The sequence below is a fragment of the Deltaproteobacteria bacterium genome, from assembly GCA_016709225.1.
GTDB classification, from domain to species: Bacteria; Myxococcota_A; Polyangia; order Nannocystales; family Nannocystaceae; genus Xiheibacterium; species Xiheibacterium phototrophicum.
The window spans coordinates 1,254,081-1,270,355 of sequence record JADJEE010000002.1; the positions used below are offsets into that span (position 1 = coordinate 1,254,081).

Sequence of the window (16,275 nt, forward strand, 5' to 3'; positions counted from 1 at the left end):
GAGGACATCGCCGTGAAGCTGCTGCTGGTCGAGGACGAACCCCGCGTGGCCGAGATCGTGCGACGCGGCCTGGTGGAGGAGGGCCACCAGGTCGACGTGTGCTCCAGCGGACGCGCGGCGCTGCAGCAGGCCCGCGACATCGACTACGACGTGATCGTGCTCGACTGGATGCTGCCCGACATCGACGGCCTGGACATCCTGCGTCAGTGGCGGAGCGGCGGCCTGCGCACGCCGGTGCTCATGCTGACCGCGCGCGGCCAGGTCGGTGAGCGGGTCGCCGGCCTCAAGGTCGGCGCCGACGACTACCTCGTCAAGCCGTTCGACTTCGCCGAGCTGCTCGCACGCCTCGAGGCGCTGCACCGCCGCAGCAGCGGGCAGATCGAGCTGCGCACGGCCGGCGACGTCAAGCTCGACGGTCGCCGGCGATCACTCGTACGGGGCGACGCCGAGATCGCGTTGACCCCGCGGGAGTACGCGCTGTGTCAGGAGTTCTTCGGCCACGTCGGCGATGTGCTCTCGCGCAGCCACTTGCTCGGCGCGGTGTGGGGCACCAACTACGACGGCGACCCCAACGTGCTCGACGTGTACGTCGGCTACCTCCGCAGCAAGCTGGCCCGGATCGCTGCCGCGCACACCTCGATCAAGGCCGTGCGCGGCGTCGGCTTCCGCCTGCAGGTCGACGGGGGCTGACGCGCGTGCAGCTCGGAACCCGGCTGTTGCTCGTGGGCGCGGTGCTGCCCGCCGCGCTGCTGCTGGCGGCGCTGGTGGTCGGCGGCGTCGCGCTCGATCGCATTCTCCACCGCGAGATCGACCGCGCGCTGCTGGGCCAGGCCGCGGTCGAGGCGGTGTCGCTGTTCGATCGCGCCGACGCGCCGCACCTGCACCTCGTCGAGTCGCCGCTCGACGCCCGCGTGCGGGAGTTCGCGCCGCTCGGGGCGCTGTACGGTCCCCGCGGCGAACTCATCGTGCGCTATCCCGACGGCGCCGGGGTGCCCACCTCGCTCGATCCCGACCGGCTCACCGGTGAGGCCGAGCTCGACGACGCCGACATCGACGGCACCCCGCGGCGCGTCCTACGGATGCAGGTGCGCTCGCCCAGCGGGCTACCCCACGGGCTGTGGCTGGCGGCCTCGCTCGAGACCCACGACCGGGCGGTGCGAGTCTACTGGCAGTTCACCTCGATCGCGGTGGCCGTGGTCGTGCTGCTGCTCGCGGCGATCCAGGTCGCACAGGCGCGGCAGCTGACCCGGCGCGTGACCGCGCTCGCCGATCACATGCAGCGACTGCGCGCCGGCGAGCTCGGCTCGACGCCAGCGCCCGATGCCTACGGCGACGTGATCCAGACCCTGCGCGACGCGGTCGCCGACACCACGCTGCGGCTGTCGGCGGCCCGCGAGGCGCAAGACCGCCTGCTCGCCGATGCCGCCCACGAGCTGCGCACGCCGCTCACGGCGATGCGCGCCGGCATCGACGTGGCGCTACGTCGCCACCGCGACGCAGCACAGCTCGAGGAAGTGCTCGCCGATCAGCGTGGTGAGGTCGATCGACTCACCGAGCTGGCCACACGGCTGCTCGACATGGCGGCCCTGCGCGGCGCTCCGCTCGAGCTCGCAGCGGGTGACCTCGCCGAGCTCCTGCACGAGGCCGTCGACGCCGCGCGCGCCGTGGCCGAGGAGCGCGGCATCATGATCGAGCTCGCCGACGTGCCCCATGCCGAGGCAGCCTTCGCGCGCTCGGTCCTGCGACAGGCGCTCGACAACCTGCTCGACAACGCGATCAAGTTCTCGCGCGACCATGGTCGCGTCGAGGGGGCACGCGAGCACGTGGACGCGCGCTGGCGCATCCGCGTCTCCGATCACGGCCCCGGCGTGCCGGCCGAGGCGCGCGAGCGCATCTTCGACGCCTTCGAGCGCGCCGATCGGGCGGTGCGCGGCAAGGGCCTCGGGCTCGCGATCGTCGCCGAGGTTGCGCGCCGCCACGGCGGCCGCTGCTTCGTCGCCGAGCGCCCCGATGGCGGCAACGGGGCCGTCTTCGTGCTCGAGCTCGGGCCCGACGGCGCTTGACCGCGAGCCCGCGGTTCGCCGATTTCTTGCGCCGCCGCGTGGTCGTAGCCGAGGGTGCCGGGGCATGTCGCTCCCGGGCCGGCTGACCATCGCCGCCTGCGTGACCGCGTTGCTCACCGCCGGCGGGTGGTTCGTACGCGACACGTCGCGCGGGCCCGCACCGGTGTCGCGCCACGCCCCGTCGCCGCGAAGCCCCGCGCCTGCGCCCGTGCTTCGCGAGCACGCAGTCGCCCACGCCGCGATCGTACCGCCGGTCACGCCCAGGTCCGACGACGTCGACCCGCCGGCCCCGCGCACGCGCTACTTCGGCGCACGGGAGGGCGACCGCATCGCGCTCAGCTTCGACGACGGTCCGCGGCCGGCCTCGACCGCACGGGTGCTCGCGATCCTGCGTGAGCACGATGCACACGCAACCTTCTTCATGCTCGGCGAGCAGGTGCAGCGCCACCCCGAGGCCGCCGCCGCGGTGGCCGCGGCCGGCCACGAGCTCGGCAACCACGGCTGGTCGCACCGATCGTGGAAGCTGTTGTTCCCGTCGCAGCTACAGCGCGAGCTCGACGACACCGCCGACGCCATCGCCGATGCCACCGGCACCACGCCGCACGTGGTGCGGCCGCCGTTCGGACGCTTCCCCGAGTCCGCGGTCGCGATCGTCCACGGGCGCGGCGACGATCTGGTGCTGTGGTCGGTCGACAGCCTCGACTCCGCGGGGGCCGACGCCGACACCATCGCCCGCACGGTGGTCGACGCGGCGCGGCCCGGCGACATCGTGCTGCTACACGATCGCGAGTGGGCGAGCGTACGGGCACTGCCGCAGATCCTCGCCGGCCTGCGCCGCAAGGGCCTGCGCGTGGTGCCGGTGTCGCAGCTCGACTGACGTCCCCGTGACGGCCCGCGGCATTTGGTCTACAACCTTGGATCTTCGATGAAGATCCTCGAGCGTCGCATCTACCGGGGGCCGAACCTCTACGCGCACTTCCCCGTCATCCGCTTGCGGGTCGACCTCGGCGCACTCGAGGCGTGGCCGACTGCGAAGCTGCCGGGCTTCGTCGACGCGCTGCTGGCGGTGATGCCGACCCTCGAGCAACACACCTGCTCGTACGGCAGCCACGGCGGCTTCATCCGACGCATGCGCGAGGACGAGGGCACCTGGCTCGGCCACGTGCTCGAGCACCTCGCGATCGAGATCCAGGTGCTCACCGGCGCCAAGGTCTCGTTCGGCAAGACCCGCAGCGTCGACGAGCCGGGCCAATACCACGTGGTCTACGAGTTCGAGGAGGAGCGCGTGGGCGAGGCCGCGGGCCAGCTGGCCATGCGACTCATCCACTCGCTGCTGCCGCCCGAGCTGCGACCGAGCGGCAAGGACGAGCCGCTCGACTACCCCACCGAACTCGACGATCTGATCGCGTTCGCGCAGCGGCGACAGTTCGGGCCCTCGACCGCGTCGATCATCCGCGCCGCCGAGGAGCGCGACATCCCGTGGATCCGGCTCAACGACCACTCGCTGGTCCAGCTCGGCCACGGCCGCTACCAGAAGCGCATCCAGGCCACGGTCACGTCCGAGACCCGGCACATCGCAGTCGACATCGCCTCCGACAAGGAACTCACCAACAAGATCCTCGCCGACCTCGGCCTGCCGGTGCCCAAGCAGCACGTGGTGCGCAGCGCCGAGCGGGCCGCCGACGCCGCGCGGCGGCTCGGCTTCCCGGTGGTCGTGAAGCCGCTGGATGCCAACCACGGCCGCGGCGTATCGATCGACCTCGGCGACGAGGACGCGGTGCGGCTGGCGTTCGAGAAGGCCCAGGAACACTCGCGCCACGTCATCGTCGAGACCTACATCACCGGCTTCGATCACCGCATGTTGGTCGTCAACGGCGAGCTCATCGCAGTCGCCAAGCGCGTGCCCGGCCACGTGATCGGCGACGGCGAGCACACCATCGAGCAGCTGGTCGAGCAGGTGAACGCCGACCCCCGTCGCGGTATCGGCCACGAGAAGGTGCTCACCCGCATCGAGCTCGATCACCAGGCCATGCGTCTGCTCGAGCAGGCCGGCCTGACGCCGGAGAGCGTGCTGCCGGCCGGCCAGACCTTCTACCTGCGCTCGACCGGCAACCTCTCGACCGGCGGCACCGCCATCGATCTCACCGACGCGGTCCACCCCGACAACCGCGAGGTCGCGGTGCGGGCGGCCCGCGGTATCGGCCTCGACGTCGCCGGCATCGACTTCATCATCCCCGACATCTCGGAGTCACATCGCGTCAGCGGCGGAGCGATCTGCGAGGTCAACGCGGCGCCCGGCTTCCGCATGCACGTGTCGCCCACCGAGGGCACCCCGCGCGACGTCGCCGGCCCGGTCATCGACATGCTGTTCCCGCCGGGCACGCCCAGCCGCATCCCGATCGCGGCGATCACCGGCACCAACGGCAAGACCACGGTGTCGCGCATGCTCGCGCACATCCAGAAGATGTCGGGCTTCACCGTCGGCCTGTGCACGACCGACGGTGTGTACATCGACGGCGAGCGCACCGTGGTCGGCGACATGACCGGCCCGATGGCCGCACAGATGGTGCTGCGCGACCCACGGGTCGACTTCGCGGTGCTCGAGACCGCACGCGGCGGCCTGCTGCGCGCCGGCATGGGCTACCGCTCGTGCAACGTCGGCTGCGTGCTCAACGTCGCCAGCGACCACCTCGGCATGGGCGGCATCGACTCGCTCGACCAGCTCGCCGAGGTCAAGCGGATCGTCGTCGACGTCGCCCGCGACGTCGCGGTGCTCAATGCCGACGACGAGCGCGTGCTGCTGATGGGCGGGCAGACCGACGCCAAGCGCATCGCGTACGTCACGATGAACCCCAAGCACGATCTGGTGCGGCAGCACATCCGCGCCGGCGGAGCGGCGGCGGTGCTCGAGGAGGGCATCAACGGCGCCATGATCACGCTCTACGATCGCGGCAGCCACATCCCGCTGCTGTGGGCGCACCTCATCCCCGCCACGCTCGAGGGCAAGGCGCTCTTCAACGTGCAGAACTCGATGTTCGCGGCGTTGATGGCGTTCGTGATGGGCTGCAAGGTCGAGAACATCCGCCAGGGCCTGCGGACCTTCGACACCACGTTCTTCCAGGCGCCGGGCCGCCTCAACGTCTACGACAAGCTGCCGTTCAAGGTCATCCTCGACTACGGCCACAACCCCGCGGCCGTGCGGGCGATCGCCGACCTCGCGGGCCGGCTCGAGGTCGCCGGCGAGCGCGTGTGCGTGCTGGCGGCGCCCGGCGATCGCCGCGACGAAGACCTGCTCGAGATCGCGAAGGCCGCCGCCGGCGCGTTCGATCGTTTCATCCTGCGCACCGACGACGACACCCGCGGCCGCGACCGCGACCAGATCACGGGCCTGCTGCGCAAGGGCCTGCTGGCCTGCGAGGTCGATGCCGCGCGCATCGAGGTCATCCCCGACGAGCAGGCCTCGATCGATGCCGCGCTGGCGTCTTGCAAGATTGGCGATCTGCTGGTCGTGTTCGGCGATCGCATCTCGCGCAGCTGGAAGCAGATCACCAAGTTCAAGGACGCGACCGTGTCCGACGAGCCCGCGCCCGAGGGCGGCCCGCGCATCGAGCCCAGCGCGACGATGCCGACGCCGCGGATCACCGACCTGCGCGGCACGCTGGTCGAGGACGAGCGCGGCGTGCGACTGGTGCGCGAGGTCGAAGACTAGCGGCGATGCAGCCACCCGAATCCAGGCGGCTCACGGGGCCGTCGCTGTACGCTCGCGTGCCGGGGGCGGCCGCCGAGCTCGCGCTCGCGCCCGGCGAGTCGTTCGACGAGCTGCACGCACGCTGGCTCGCGGTGCTGCGTCCGATGCTCGCGCGGCTGGGCTGGGCCCGCGCGCGTTGCTTCGCGCGGCCGTATGCCGACGGCACCGGCGGTGCGCTCGGCTTCACCGCCGACGACGACGTGCTGTACGCCGCGTGTGACGTCAACGACTGGGCGCTCGCGACCGCGGCCGGCCTGCCCGCGGCACCCGAGGCGATCGCGGCGGCGCAGCTGGCCGCGGCGATCACCGCCGAGCGACGCCCCGATGTGCTCGCGCTGCTGGACGCCGCAGCAACCCGCGGGCTGCCGGGGTTCTTCGACGACGACGGCGTCACGATCGGTCTCGGCGTCCGCGGTCGCACATGGCCGCTCGATGCGGTGCCGCAGGTCGACGCGGTGCCGTGGTCGCAGCTCGGTCGCATCCCGGTGGTGGCGATCACCGGCACCAACGGCAAGACCACGAGCGCACGATTGCTGGCCCGCATGTTCCGCGAGGCCGGGCGCAGCGTCGGCAACACCTCGACCGACGGCATCGTGGTCGACGGCGTGATGATCGAAGAGGGCGATTGCACCGGGCCCGGCGCGGCGCGGCGGCTGCTGCGACACCCGACCCTCGAGGTCGCGGTGCTGGAGAGCGCGCGCGGTGGATTGCTGCGACGCGGCTTCGTGCTGCCGTGGTGCGACGCGGCGCTGCTCACCAACGTCAGCGACGATCACCTGGGTGAGTGGGGCATCAGCACCGTCGACGAGCTCGCCGAGGCCAAGGCGGTGATCGGCGCGATCGTGCCGCCGCACGGCCACGCGATCGTCGGCGCCGACAGTGCACCGCTGGTGCGCGTCGCCGAGCGTTTCGTGGCGAAGGTGGTGTGGTTCTCGCTGCACGCCGACGCGCCGACCGTGCTCACGCACCTGCGGTCCGGCGGCGAGGCGTGGTACTTCCACGACGGCGCGCTGGTGCACGCGGTCGGCGAGACACGCGAGCGCTGGCTCGCCGCCGACGCGATCGCGATCGGCCTGCACGGGGCCGCCGGCTACAACCTCGCCAACGCCGCCGGCGCGGCCGCGACCGCGCATGCGCTCGGGGTGCCGCGCGATGCGATCGTCGGCGGGCTCGAGCGGTTCGATCGCGACGGCCACGACAACCCCGGCCGACTCGAGCGCCACGAGAAAGACGGCGTGCTCTACCTGCTGGACTTCGCCCACAACAAGGATGGCCTCCGCCAGCAGCGCGACGTGGTCGCGGCGCTGCGACGCGATCGCGGCGGTCGCCTGGCGGTCAGCTTCGGCATGGCCGGCGATCGCAGCGACGAGGCCCTGCGCGCGCTCGGCCACGAGATCGCGGCGATGCAGCCGAATCACGTGGTGCTGCACGACAAGCCCGACTACCTGCGGGGTCGCACGCCGGGCGAGGTGCCGGCGATCCTGCAGCAGGGCCTGCTCGAGGCGGGAATCGCCGCCGATGCGATCGAGCACGCCGCCGACGAGCGCGCTGCGATCGCGTGTGCCCGTGCGTGGGCGCGAGCCGGCGACATGGTGGCGGTGTTCGCCCACACCGAGCGTACGGCAGTGGTCTGAGGAACGTCGCTTCCGTCCGGCTGTTCGTCGCAGTACCAGGGCAACTCGAGGGCAGGCAGCGCGGAGCCCGTCACCGGACGCGGACGCGGATCGGTGTCGCACGCTCCGGGTACGCGACCGCGGTCTTGGTCGCACGCGAGACCAACAGCACGACGTACGTCCCTTGGGCGGGAACCTGCTGGCGCAACACCCCGGCATCGGCACGCCGCGGCACCCCGTCGAGCATGAAGGCCAGCGAGACGTACGACGCCGCCACGGTCCGCCGCTGGTACTCGGAGGCTGCTGGCGGCCCGACCGTCGCCCACACGAGCTCGCCCTCGCGGAAAAGCCGCAGCAGCTCGCGCCGTTGTCGGCCGTGCGTCAGCCAGCCCGCCACGAACAGCGGCACGCCCGAGAGCACGCTGATGAGCACCGCCTGCTCCGGACCGATGACGAAGACGACGAACGCCGTCAGGCCGAGCCACGCAAGCAGCAGTGCACCGATGTGTCCGCGCAGCACGCGGTCGCAGAGGGCTCGACACATCGCTTCGGGTCGCGGCGTTGCGGTCGTGGCCGAGGCGTGCGTGTCATCGTGCGGCTGCGCCATGACGCACGTCGTCGTCCGCGATCGCGCTGCAATCCGCGGGCTCGCGGCGCGCGACGCCGCCACGTCGGTCGGCCCGCCGGAGACATCTCACGGGCGAGACCGCGAATCCAACGTGGGTCGTCGCGCCTCTGGGGCTGCAGAGGTGTCCATGACCATCGCTCGCTCGCTGTATGTGAAGAACGTGCCCCCGATCGAACGCTTCGTCCGCGTGCTCGCGGCCGCGGCCGCCACCGGCGTGGGCCTGATGTGGCTGTCGTCGCCGTGGAGCTGGCTGGTGGCGATCTCGGCGGTATCGTTGTTGGTGACCGGCCTGGTCGGGTACTGCCCGATGTGCGCGATGGTCGGTCGTCGCATCGGGTGACGGGAGCTCACGCAACGTGTCGGCCACCATCGATGTCGCCCTGATCGACGCTGCGCGCCGCGGCGAGCCCGCGGCGATCGATCGCCTGCTCGTGCTGTGTCACCGCGACATCCGTCGCTACGCGCAGCGCAGCTGCTCGATCAGCGACGTCGACGACGCGATCCAGGAATCACTGCTGGTGCTGTCGCGCTTCGTCGCATCGCTGCGGCACACCCGCGCGCTGTCGACGTGGCTGTTCCGCGTAGTCCGCCGCGAGTGTCGTCGGCTGGCGCGCACGACCCTGCGCTGGGACCCGTGGGACGAAGCGCGGGTCGAGGCGCTCGTGCACGCGAGGACGCCCGCGGCGCTGCGCCTCGACATCGCCCACGCACTCGAGTCGCTGCCGGAGCACTACCGCGAGATCGTGGTGCTCCGTGATTTCGAAGAGCTGACGCTGCACGAGATCGCCGCGCAGCTCGGGCTCTCGGTCGCGGCCACCAAGAGCCGCCTGCACCGCGCGCGCGAGCTGACCCGCGAGTACCTGCTCGCGGGCAGCGCGGCGTGAGCCTGCGAGATGGTGGCGGCGCATCGCTGCTTTGATCAGCCATCGCGTTGTGCGATTGCATCCGTAGCCGCCGAGGCCGGCAGCATCGCGGAGAACGGCACGTGCGCGACGTCGCTCGCGTCGCGCAGGAACCGCGTCAGCGAGTCTTCCACCACCTGCCCTCGGCTGGTCGATGCGTGCACGACCGTACCCGCTTCGGTGCGAATGCCAACATGCCCGCACGGCTCGTTCGCGCCCCACACGAATACGAGCGTGCCTGGTGCTTCGGGGCCGACCTGCGGCCGACATCCCAACCCGAGTTGATCGCGGGAGTGGCGGGGCAACACCACACCGAGGGCGTCGAGGGCCACACGTTGCACGAGAGCCGAGCAGTCGATGCCAGCGCGGGTGCGCCCGCCGAGCCGATATGGCACCGAGCACCAGGTGCGGGCGACCGCCGGCATCACCCGCGCATCGGTCGTCGTCGGACGCGGGAGGCTCGGCGCCGGGCAGCGTGGACCCAGTCTGGCGTCGATCCAGCCCACTGTTGCGTCCAGCGCTCGGATGCAGGTCCACCCTTGGCGTTCGAGGAGGATCCCGACGGCACCATCGTTGGGCACGAGTTCGGTCGCCAGCGCCCAACGTCCCGTGAGGCCCGGGTGTGCCGCATATACGCGGGTGACGCCCGGGCCGAGCGCTTGCCAGCGACGTGGCGCAGCCACACGCACGGCGGTCGCATCGCAACACCAAGGGGCCGGCAGCATCGCCACGATGTCGTCGACGACCACGGACAGCGCACGCCGCACCAACACTCGCCCACCGAGCCGCAAGCGTCGCCGGCGTGGTTGTGCCGCAATCCTGAGTTCGAGCAACGTTGCGCCATGCAGCTGCTCCAGCCGCCGGCGGCATCCCTCGATGAGACGAACCGTCGCCGTAACGATCGCGTCGACTTCGCGAGGCGATGCGACGTCGGAGCGGGTCACGCCCGCGACTCCGGCACCGCGCGGCGCTCCGCCGCGATGCGACGAGCCTCGTGCTGATCGGAGAACGGCAGCGTGACACCGCGTACCACCTGCCAGGTCTCGTGGCCCTTGCCGACAATCACGATGATGTCGTCCGGGGTGGCAGTGCGGATCGCGATCGCGATCGCCGTCGCGCGATCGAGTTCCACGACGAGTTCGGTGCCCTCGCGGCGGACCGCCTCGGCCACGGGGCGAGCGACGTCGGCCGGATCTTCCCAGCGAGGATTGTCCGAGGTCACGATCACCCGATGGGCGTGCGCCATCGCGGTGCCCATGGGGCCGCGCTTGTCGGACGAGCAGCTGCCGCCCGCCCCACCGACGACGACGACCCTGCCCCGCGCGAGCCGCCGCGCCTGCGCGATCGTGAGGTCGATCGCCTCCGGAGAGTGGGCGTAGTCGACCACCACGAGGGGCTCGTGGGCGACGATCTCGAAGCGGCCGGGCACCACCGGACAGGCGGCCAGGCCGGCTCGGATCGCGGCCGCATCGATTCCCACCGCGTCCGCCATGACCGCGGCCGCGAGCGCGTTGGCGCCGAACACCTCCCCGATCATGCGGGTGTGGAGGCATCCGCCGAGCGCCTCCGCCAGTGACGACTCGAGCAACTCCACCCGAGTTCCGTCGAGGCCCACGTCCATTCGCGACGCGGCCAGATCCGCGGAGGGTTCGCCTTCCGCCGAGAACCACCGCAGCCGCACGTCTGGCGGCGTGACTCGGGCAATCATCGCGGCGTGGGGATCGTCGGCGTTGAGCACCGCGGTGCGCCCCGGCCCGAGGTTGAGGAACAGCTGAGCCTTGGCCGCGAGGTAGCGCTCGAACGAACCGTGCGAAGCGAGGTGATCGATGTCGAGGTTCGTGAAGATCCCTTCGTCGAAGCGCCAGCGGCGGGCGAACCCCGTGCCCAAGCCGTAGCTCGTGGCCTCGAGCACGGCCCACCTCGCGCCAGCCGCGATCGCGCGCTCCGCCGCCCCGAAGAAGCCGTCGTCGGTGATCGGAATGCCGACGTCGGTGGCGGTGGTGGCGGCGGGGTCGGAAGGGTCGAGGTGCTCGTAGTCATGCCCCGGCCACGCGTAGCCGAGCGTGCTCACGCGCAGGACCGAATGTCCCGCAGCGCGCAAGATGGCCTCCAGTAGGTGGGTGGTGGACGTCTTGCCGTTCGTGCCGGTGATGCCGATCGTTCGAATCGGATCGGCCCAGGCGAAAGCGGGGGACACGGGACGGACGCGGGTCATCGCGTAGGTAGAGTCCGAGCGAGCCGATCGGATCGCGGACGAGATCGTCGGAGTTCCGTGATCCGAAGCGCCCCGTCGGTGCTCTACCCCGGTGCCCCGGATGGGGCGAGGGCGCAATGGACGCATCACGACTCGTCGAGATCGCAGAAGGCTTCAAGGCCGCGCGCGCGTTGCAGGTGGCGACCTCGCTCGGGTTGTTCGAGGGACTGCGCTCTGGTCCGTGCGATGCGGCGCGGCTTGCCGCGAACCTTCGACTCTCCTCGGCCGGGGTCGAGCGGCTCGCCGATCTGCTGGTCGGACTGGAGATCCTCTCCAAAGACGCGGCGGGCTACGGTCTCACCGAGGTCGCGCGGCGGTGCCTGCTCGCGGACGGACCGAACTCGGTCACCTCCTTGGTGACATGGATGGAGCAGGTCTATCGCGGCATGGCCCACCTGCCAGCCGTGGTCGCGCAGGGCCGGCCGATCTCTCCCGACGTGGTGCTCGACGAGCGCGGCGAATGGGTGGACGTGTGGATGGGCGCGATGGACGACCTCGCGCAGCTGGAAGGGCGCGCAGACGCAATCGCCGCGGCCGTGGACCTCGGCGACTGCGAACGACTGCTCGACCTCGGCGGCGGGCCAGGGACCTACGCGAGAGCATTCTGCCGCCGCTACCCTCGACTGCGAGCGACCGTGCTCGAACGCGAGAACATCTGCCCGTACACCCTTCGCCGGCTGCGCGGGCAGCCAGAGGCAACGCGCGTCGAGGTGGTCTCCGGCGACTATCGCCGGCCGCCGCTCCCTGGTCCCTTCGACGCCGCGCTGATCTCGAACGTCTTGCACAGCAACACCCGCGAAGACAACCTCGCATTGCTCCGGGCAGTCTTCGACGCGCTCGCGCCGGGTGGCCGGATCGTGATTCGCGGGCTCCACACCGACGAGTCCGGCACCCGACCGCTCGAGAGCACCCTCGTGTCGCTCACGCTGCTCGTGTACTCGCACGGACGCAGCTACCGCGCGTCGGAGGTGTCGACGTGGCTCATCGAGGCCGGCTTTGTCGACGTCCACGCGATCGACGACGCCAACGACGCCCCGCAGCTGCTCTTGGCACGTCGGCCCGACGAGGGACGCGCACAGTGAGCACTCGCGTTGCGCTGGTGACCAATGGCCTCTACGAAGGGCTCGCGCTCGCGTGTGCGCTCGCGCTTTCGGAGGCAGGCTTTGCAATCGCAGTGGTCCACCGCCCCGCAACGAAGCGGGCCTCTGCCGACGTCGACGCCTTCGAACAGCGGCTCCGCGACGCGTTGGCACGACGGGGTGTGCAGCTGCGTGTGGATCGGGTCGACCCCGCGGTGCCCGGCGCCGCCGCGCAGCTCGTCGAGACGATTGAAGCCGAGCTGGGCCCGATCGGCGCGTTGATCAACGCCGAGGGCTCGAGCGCATTTCCCCACCGCGACCTCATCGACACACGCGACGAAGACTGGGCACGCGCGCTGGCGATCGAGGTGGTCGGGCCGCTCGCGCTCGTACGAGCGTGCCTGCCCGGCATGCGGCGCCGTGCCTGGGGGCGCATCGTGAGCTTCCTGGTCCAGCCCGAGTACTGGAACAACCACCTCCTCCTGCGGCGTGGCCATCCGTTCGTGCACGACAGCTGGCCGTTCCTCATGGGCAAGCATGCTCGCGCCGGCATCACGCGCACGATGTGGCGGAGCGAGCGTAGGTACGGCGTCACCTTCAACGACGTCGCGGTCAGCGGAGTACGGAACCTGCCGCTCGATGTACTGCAGGACGCCACCACGTCGTCCGCCGGCGAGACATCGGCGGGTGTCGCCGAGGTCGTGCGCTTCTTGTGCTCGGATCCGGGCGGCCTCGTGACTGGCAGCACCCTCAACCTGGTCGGCACCCCGGTGACCTACGGCCTGGGCCCCGGCGGACCAGCTCCGACTTCGCAACCGTGAGGACGCAACGATGCCCGACCTCGAGCTGCTCTCATTCCCCCGACACATCCAGCTGCAGACCCACGCGAAGTGCAACATGGCGTGCTCGATGTGCCCGCACCCCGAGCTGCGCCGCAACGACGACAAGCAGCGCATGCCGTGGGCGCGGTTCGTACGCCTGATGGAGGAGTGCCATGCCCACCCCGAGTTCCGCGAGATCGTGCTCGACCTCCAGAACGAGCCGATGCTCGATCCAGAGCTCGAGGAACGCGTGCGGTGGATCAAGCAGTCGTCGGGGGGCCGCACCTTCGTCGGGATCACGACCAATGGCTTGGCGCTCGAGCGAGAGCGTGCGGCAGCGCTGATCGATGCCGGCATCGACACGATCGTCGTGAGCCTCAACGCCGCGACTGCCCGTACGTTCGCTCAGCTGGTCCCCCGTGCGCGCTTCGATCGCGTGAGCGAGAACGTGGACGCTGCGCTGGCACTACCCGGAGGGCCGAAGACCCTGTTGCTGTCGTTTGGCTACTCCGCAACGAACCTCGCCGAGCTCGAGCCATTCCTCGACACGGTCCGCGCACGCGGCACCCGCTACCGCGTGTTTCCGTTTCACGATCGCACGGGGACCGTGCTCCGCAGTGGGTTCTTGGACGTGCCTGTCGAACCCACGTGCCATCTTCCGCTCTTCAGCCTCGCCATCCACCACGACGGCGACGCGATCCTCTGTTGCCAGGACTGGACTCGCCAACGCGTGCTGGGCAATGTCTTCGAGACGAGCGTGGCCAGCGTGTGGCGGTCGGAGCCGTTCGTCGCGATCCGTCGCGCCGCGGCGCTCGGCGAGGCCCTCCCGGCGCGCCCGTGCGGGAGTTGCAAGGCGCCGGTCCACCTGCACCGCATCCGCCCGTTGCACCGCCAGCTGTCGCAGCTGCAGGGCCTACGGCGCGGCCGCCTCGGACTGATGCCACGCTATGTATTCGTTCCCGGTCACCCCGATCACGTCATCGATCTCGTTTCCGAGACGACGGTGGAACTCGATTGCGCCAGCCTCGTCGTCTGCTGCGGCCTCGCGGCGGGCGACGATGCACCCGCGCTGGAAGCACGCGCGGTCAGGGCCGGGTACGAGCCCCACGAGATCCATGCACGCGTGGCCGAGCTACGGCGCCGCGGCATCGCGGGCGAGGAGTCGGGCCCGCCTGCGCGCCGCGCTGGGTTTCCCAGGCCCGCCTGGCTGGTCGCGGGCGAACGAACGCAGCCGGTCGCGGTGCTCGCCGTCGATGCAAGCGCCGGCGAAGTGCGGGTTCAGGCCAGAGATCCAGCAGAGCTCCGCGATGTGTCCGACGGGGAGCTGTGGATTCCGCTGATCGGCGATACCGTGATGCCCAAGCTCCGCGGGCGGATCGTCGCACGGGTCGCCTCGACGGCGCTCTTGCGGCTGGACGGCAACGCTACCGATCTGCTGCTGCGGGTGCTCGCTGCCGACGACGCAGGGCACCCGCTCCCCCTCGGAGGTCGCACGTGAGGGAGCCGGCCGAACCCCTGCCGTGGCCCGACTACGCGGACGTCGCGGACGTGGTCCGCGCAGCGGCGGCCCGGGCTGCGTCCGCCACGGTCACCATCGAGCTGGATGCGTTCGGCGACGATTGGATTCTCAGACGCGAGCGACTCACGGTCGAAGCCCGGGACGGGCGCGTGCAGGCCCCCGATGCGTCGCTCGCCCAATTGCTCGCGCAGCGATTGAGGTCCGAACCACTGATCGTGCGCCCTGCCGCACACGCCGGCGACGTGGCGGTGGGCGAGGGCCTGGTGTTGCGCGGCCTGAGCACGACCACGCGCAGCGACATCAGCACGCGGCTACGCCGGTTGCACGGTGCCCCCGGCCCGGTACGCCGCGTTGCGCCGAGCTGTGACTACGACGCCGGCGTCCAGCCGAAGATCCTCAAGGTCGAGCCGACCACCTATTGCAACCTGCGCTGCGGCTTCTGTACGAACCCTTCGCTGACGAAACGGAGCCACCTCCCACTGTCGAGCTTCGCCCGCTTGTGGGCCGGCGTCGATCCCAGTCAGCTCGAAAAGGTGAGCTTCACCGGGTTGGGCGAGAGCATGCTCCACCCCGAGCTCTGGGCGATGATCGAGCTCGTCGTGCGCACCGGCGTGACGACCAGCCTGGTGTCCAATGGCACCATGATCGCTCGGTTCGCGGAGCGGATCGTCGACAGCGGCCTCGACCACCTGGCACTGTCGATCGAGACCACCGATCCCGGTAAGTTTGCGGCTCAGCGCGTCGGGCTCGAGCTGCCGCAGCTACTGGCCAATCTCGACACGCTCCTCGCCGTGGTCGAGCGACGCGGTTCGCCGCTGCAGATCCACGTGCTCTGCGTGTTGCTCGACGAGGACGGTGACGACTGGCGCTCGTTGATCGACCTCTGCCGCAGCCGCGGGCTGTCGCCACCACGATTCTACCCACAGTATGTGCGGCACCTTGCGGGCGACACCGACGGGCACGCGGCGGCGCGGCGCTTGGACACACGCTTTCGGGCGATCGAACGCAGCGTCCGCGAGTCTTTTCACGGCGATGCGGCCGAGCTACCGCGGGAGGTTCTGCTGCTTCGGGGCGATGCGCATGCTGAGGCGCCCCCCGGCCCGCGCTGCCGCGAGGCGACGACGACGCTGTTGCTGCGCGCGGATGGCACGTGGAGCTACTGCAACGAGGGGATCTTCCACGCCGGGCCAATCGACGCCGGGCACGTGGACGACTACCCCGACATCGCGAAGATCTGGGCCTCGCCGGCGCGCCGCCGCCATCGTCTCGCACTCGAGCTCGGGGTGACTCCACCGCTGTGCCACGGCTGCCCGGTGATCGATCTGCCGGAGATGATTCGTCGACTTCCCGTGATCCGATCCACCGGTGCGCCGCTCTAGCGACTCGGCGACCCGATTCTCGGGTCGTCGTTTCAGCAGAGACAAGCAAGAGAGCAGACATGAACGACAAGAAGAACAAGCAACCGCTCGTCGACGAAAGCAAGTTCGCGGACGAGCTCGACGAAGAGACCCTGGCGAACGTGCTGGGCGGCATCTCGATCGATCCGCGACCGCTGCCGGGTCCGGGCATCCCCGGCGCAGGGGGTCCGATTCCGGGCGACTGCGACTGGTAGCGCACAGCGTCGACTAGCGAGCGGGCGCCGTTCCAA

The 16,275-nt window shown here is 70.7% G+C and carries 15 protein-coding genes; 12 read left to right on the forward strand and 3 right to left on the reverse strand.

Going from position 1 to position 16,275, the window contains the following annotated elements:
- Positions 1–12: 12 nt before the first annotated feature.
- The 5 genes from IPH07_19460 to IPH07_19480 all read left to right on the forward strand — a co-directional run bounded on the left by IPH07_19460 (position 13) and on the right by IPH07_19480 (position 7,445).
- On the forward strand, positions 13–690 hold the full coding sequence (locus IPH07_19460) for a response regulator transcription factor (GenBank protein ID MBK6919581.1): 678 nt from the start codon (positions 13–15) through the stop codon (positions 688–690).
- 5 nt (positions 691–695) lie between these two features.
- Complete coding sequence (locus IPH07_19465) at positions 696–2,063, forward strand: HAMP domain-containing histidine kinase (GenBank protein MBK6919582.1); 1,368 nt, start codon at positions 696–698, stop codon at positions 2,061–2,063.
- 64 nt (positions 2,064–2,127) lie between these two features.
- A complete protein-coding gene (locus tag IPH07_19470; GenBank protein MBK6919583.1) occupies positions 2,128–2,940 on the forward strand; it encodes a polysaccharide deacetylase family protein in 813 nt (270 codons plus the stop codon).
- A gap of 48 nt (positions 2,941–2,988) precedes the next feature.
- On the forward strand, positions 2,989–5,772 hold the full coding sequence (cphA, locus tag IPH07_19475) for a cyanophycin synthetase (GenBank protein ID MBK6919584.1): 2,784 nt from the start codon (positions 2,989–2,991) through the stop codon (positions 5,770–5,772).
- Positions 5,773–5,777: 5 nt separating this feature from the next.
- Positions 5,778–7,445 (forward strand): Mur ligase, encoded by a 1,668-nt coding sequence (locus IPH07_19480; protein ID MBK6919585.1) that lies wholly within the window; start codon positions 5,778–5,780, stop codon positions 7,443–7,445.
- A 70-nt stretch (positions 7,446–7,515) separates the two neighbouring features.
- On the opposite strand, the gene IPH07_19485 is transcribed toward IPH07_19480, so the two are convergent.
- Positions 7,516–7,968: a hypothetical protein gene (locus IPH07_19485; protein ID MBK6919586.1), complete on the reverse strand. Its 453-nt coding sequence runs from the start codon at positions 7,966–7,968 to the stop codon at positions 7,516–7,518.
- A gap of 211 nt (positions 7,969–8,179) precedes the next feature.
- Here IPH07_19485 and IPH07_19490 point away from each other — a divergent pair, with 211 nt between their 5' ends.
- Both IPH07_19490 and IPH07_19495 read left to right on the forward strand, forming a co-directional pair.
- The gene (locus IPH07_19490) at positions 8,180–8,392 is read left to right on the forward strand and encodes a DUF2892 domain-containing protein (GenBank protein MBK6919587.1); all 213 of its coding nucleotides are present in this window, start codon (positions 8,180–8,182) and stop codon (positions 8,390–8,392) included.
- Positions 8,393–8,432: 40 nt separating this feature from the next.
- Positions 8,433–8,936 (forward strand): sigma-70 family RNA polymerase sigma factor, encoded by a 504-nt coding sequence (locus tag IPH07_19495; GenBank protein ID MBK6919588.1) that lies wholly within the window; start codon positions 8,433–8,435, stop codon positions 8,934–8,936.
- Between the two features lie 35 nt (positions 8,937–8,971).
- Here IPH07_19495 and IPH07_19500 read toward each other — a convergent pair whose 3' ends face one another.
- Complete coding sequence (locus tag IPH07_19500) at positions 8,972–9,898, reverse strand: C40 family peptidase (GenBank protein ID MBK6919589.1); 927 nt, start codon at positions 9,896–9,898, stop codon at positions 8,972–8,974.
- Entirely contained in the window at positions 9,895–11,151 is a 1,257-nt protein-coding gene (gene murE, locus IPH07_19505; protein ID MBK6919590.1) for a UDP-N-acetylmuramyl-tripeptide synthetase, read from the reverse strand. The genes IPH07_19500 and murE overlap by 4 nt, the downstream gene beginning before the upstream one ends.
- A gap of 134 nt (positions 11,152–11,285) precedes the next feature.
- Here murE and IPH07_19510 point away from each other — a divergent pair, with 134 nt between their 5' ends.
- The 5 genes from IPH07_19510 to IPH07_19530 are packed head-to-tail and all read left to right on the forward strand — an operon-like array spanning position 11,286 to position 16,239.
- Positions 11,286–12,290, forward strand: coding sequence for a methyltransferase domain-containing protein (locus tag IPH07_19510; GenBank protein MBK6919591.1), 1,005 nt, complete (start codon positions 11,286–11,288; stop codon positions 12,288–12,290).
- A complete protein-coding gene (locus tag IPH07_19515; GenBank protein MBK6919592.1) occupies positions 12,287–13,108 on the forward strand; it encodes an SDR family oxidoreductase in 822 nt (273 codons plus the stop codon). Before IPH07_19510 ends, IPH07_19515 begins: the two co-directional genes overlap by 4 nt.
- Positions 13,109–13,118: 10 nt before the next feature.
- Positions 13,119–14,606 (forward strand): radical SAM protein, encoded by a 1,488-nt coding sequence (locus IPH07_19520; GenBank protein ID MBK6919593.1) that lies wholly within the window; start codon positions 13,119–13,121, stop codon positions 14,604–14,606.
- Positions 14,603–16,006, forward strand: coding sequence for a radical SAM protein (locus IPH07_19525; GenBank protein ID MBK6919594.1), 1,404 nt, complete (start codon positions 14,603–14,605; stop codon positions 16,004–16,006). The genes IPH07_19520 and IPH07_19525 overlap by 4 nt, the downstream gene beginning before the upstream one ends.
- Positions 16,007–16,065: 59 nt before the next feature.
- A complete protein-coding gene (locus IPH07_19530) occupies positions 16,066–16,239 on the forward strand; it encodes a hypothetical protein (GenBank protein ID MBK6919595.1) in 174 nt (57 codons plus the stop codon).
- Positions 16,240–16,275 lie beyond the last annotated feature (36 nt).

Coding starts and splice junctions, on each gene's coding strand:
- IPH07_19470 (MBK6919583.1), top strand. CDS start 2,128: ATGTCGCTCCCGGGCCGGCTGACCATCGCCGCCTGCGTGACCGCGTTG.
- cphA (MBK6919584.1), top strand. CDS start 2,989: ATGAAGATCCTCGAGCGTCGCATCTACCGGGGGCCGAACCTCTACGCG.
- IPH07_19480 (MBK6919585.1), top strand. CDS start 5,778: ATGCAGCCACCCGAATCCAGGCGGCTCACGGGGCCGTCGCTGTACGCT.
- IPH07_19485 (MBK6919586.1), bottom strand. CDS start 7,968: ATGTGTCGAGCCCTCTGCGACCGCGTGCTGCGCGGACACATCGGTGCA.
- IPH07_19490 (MBK6919587.1), top strand. CDS start 8,180: ATGACCATCGCTCGCTCGCTGTATGTGAAGAACGTGCCCCCGATCGAA.
- IPH07_19510 (MBK6919591.1), top strand. CDS start 11,286: ATGGACGCATCACGACTCGTCGAGATCGCAGAAGGCTTCAAGGCCGCG.
- IPH07_19520 (MBK6919593.1), top strand. CDS start 13,119: ATGCCCGACCTCGAGCTGCTCTCATTCCCCCGACACATCCAGCTGCAG.
- IPH07_19530 (MBK6919595.1), top strand. CDS start 16,066: ATGAACGACAAGAAGAACAAGCAACCGCTCGTCGACGAAAGCAAGTTC.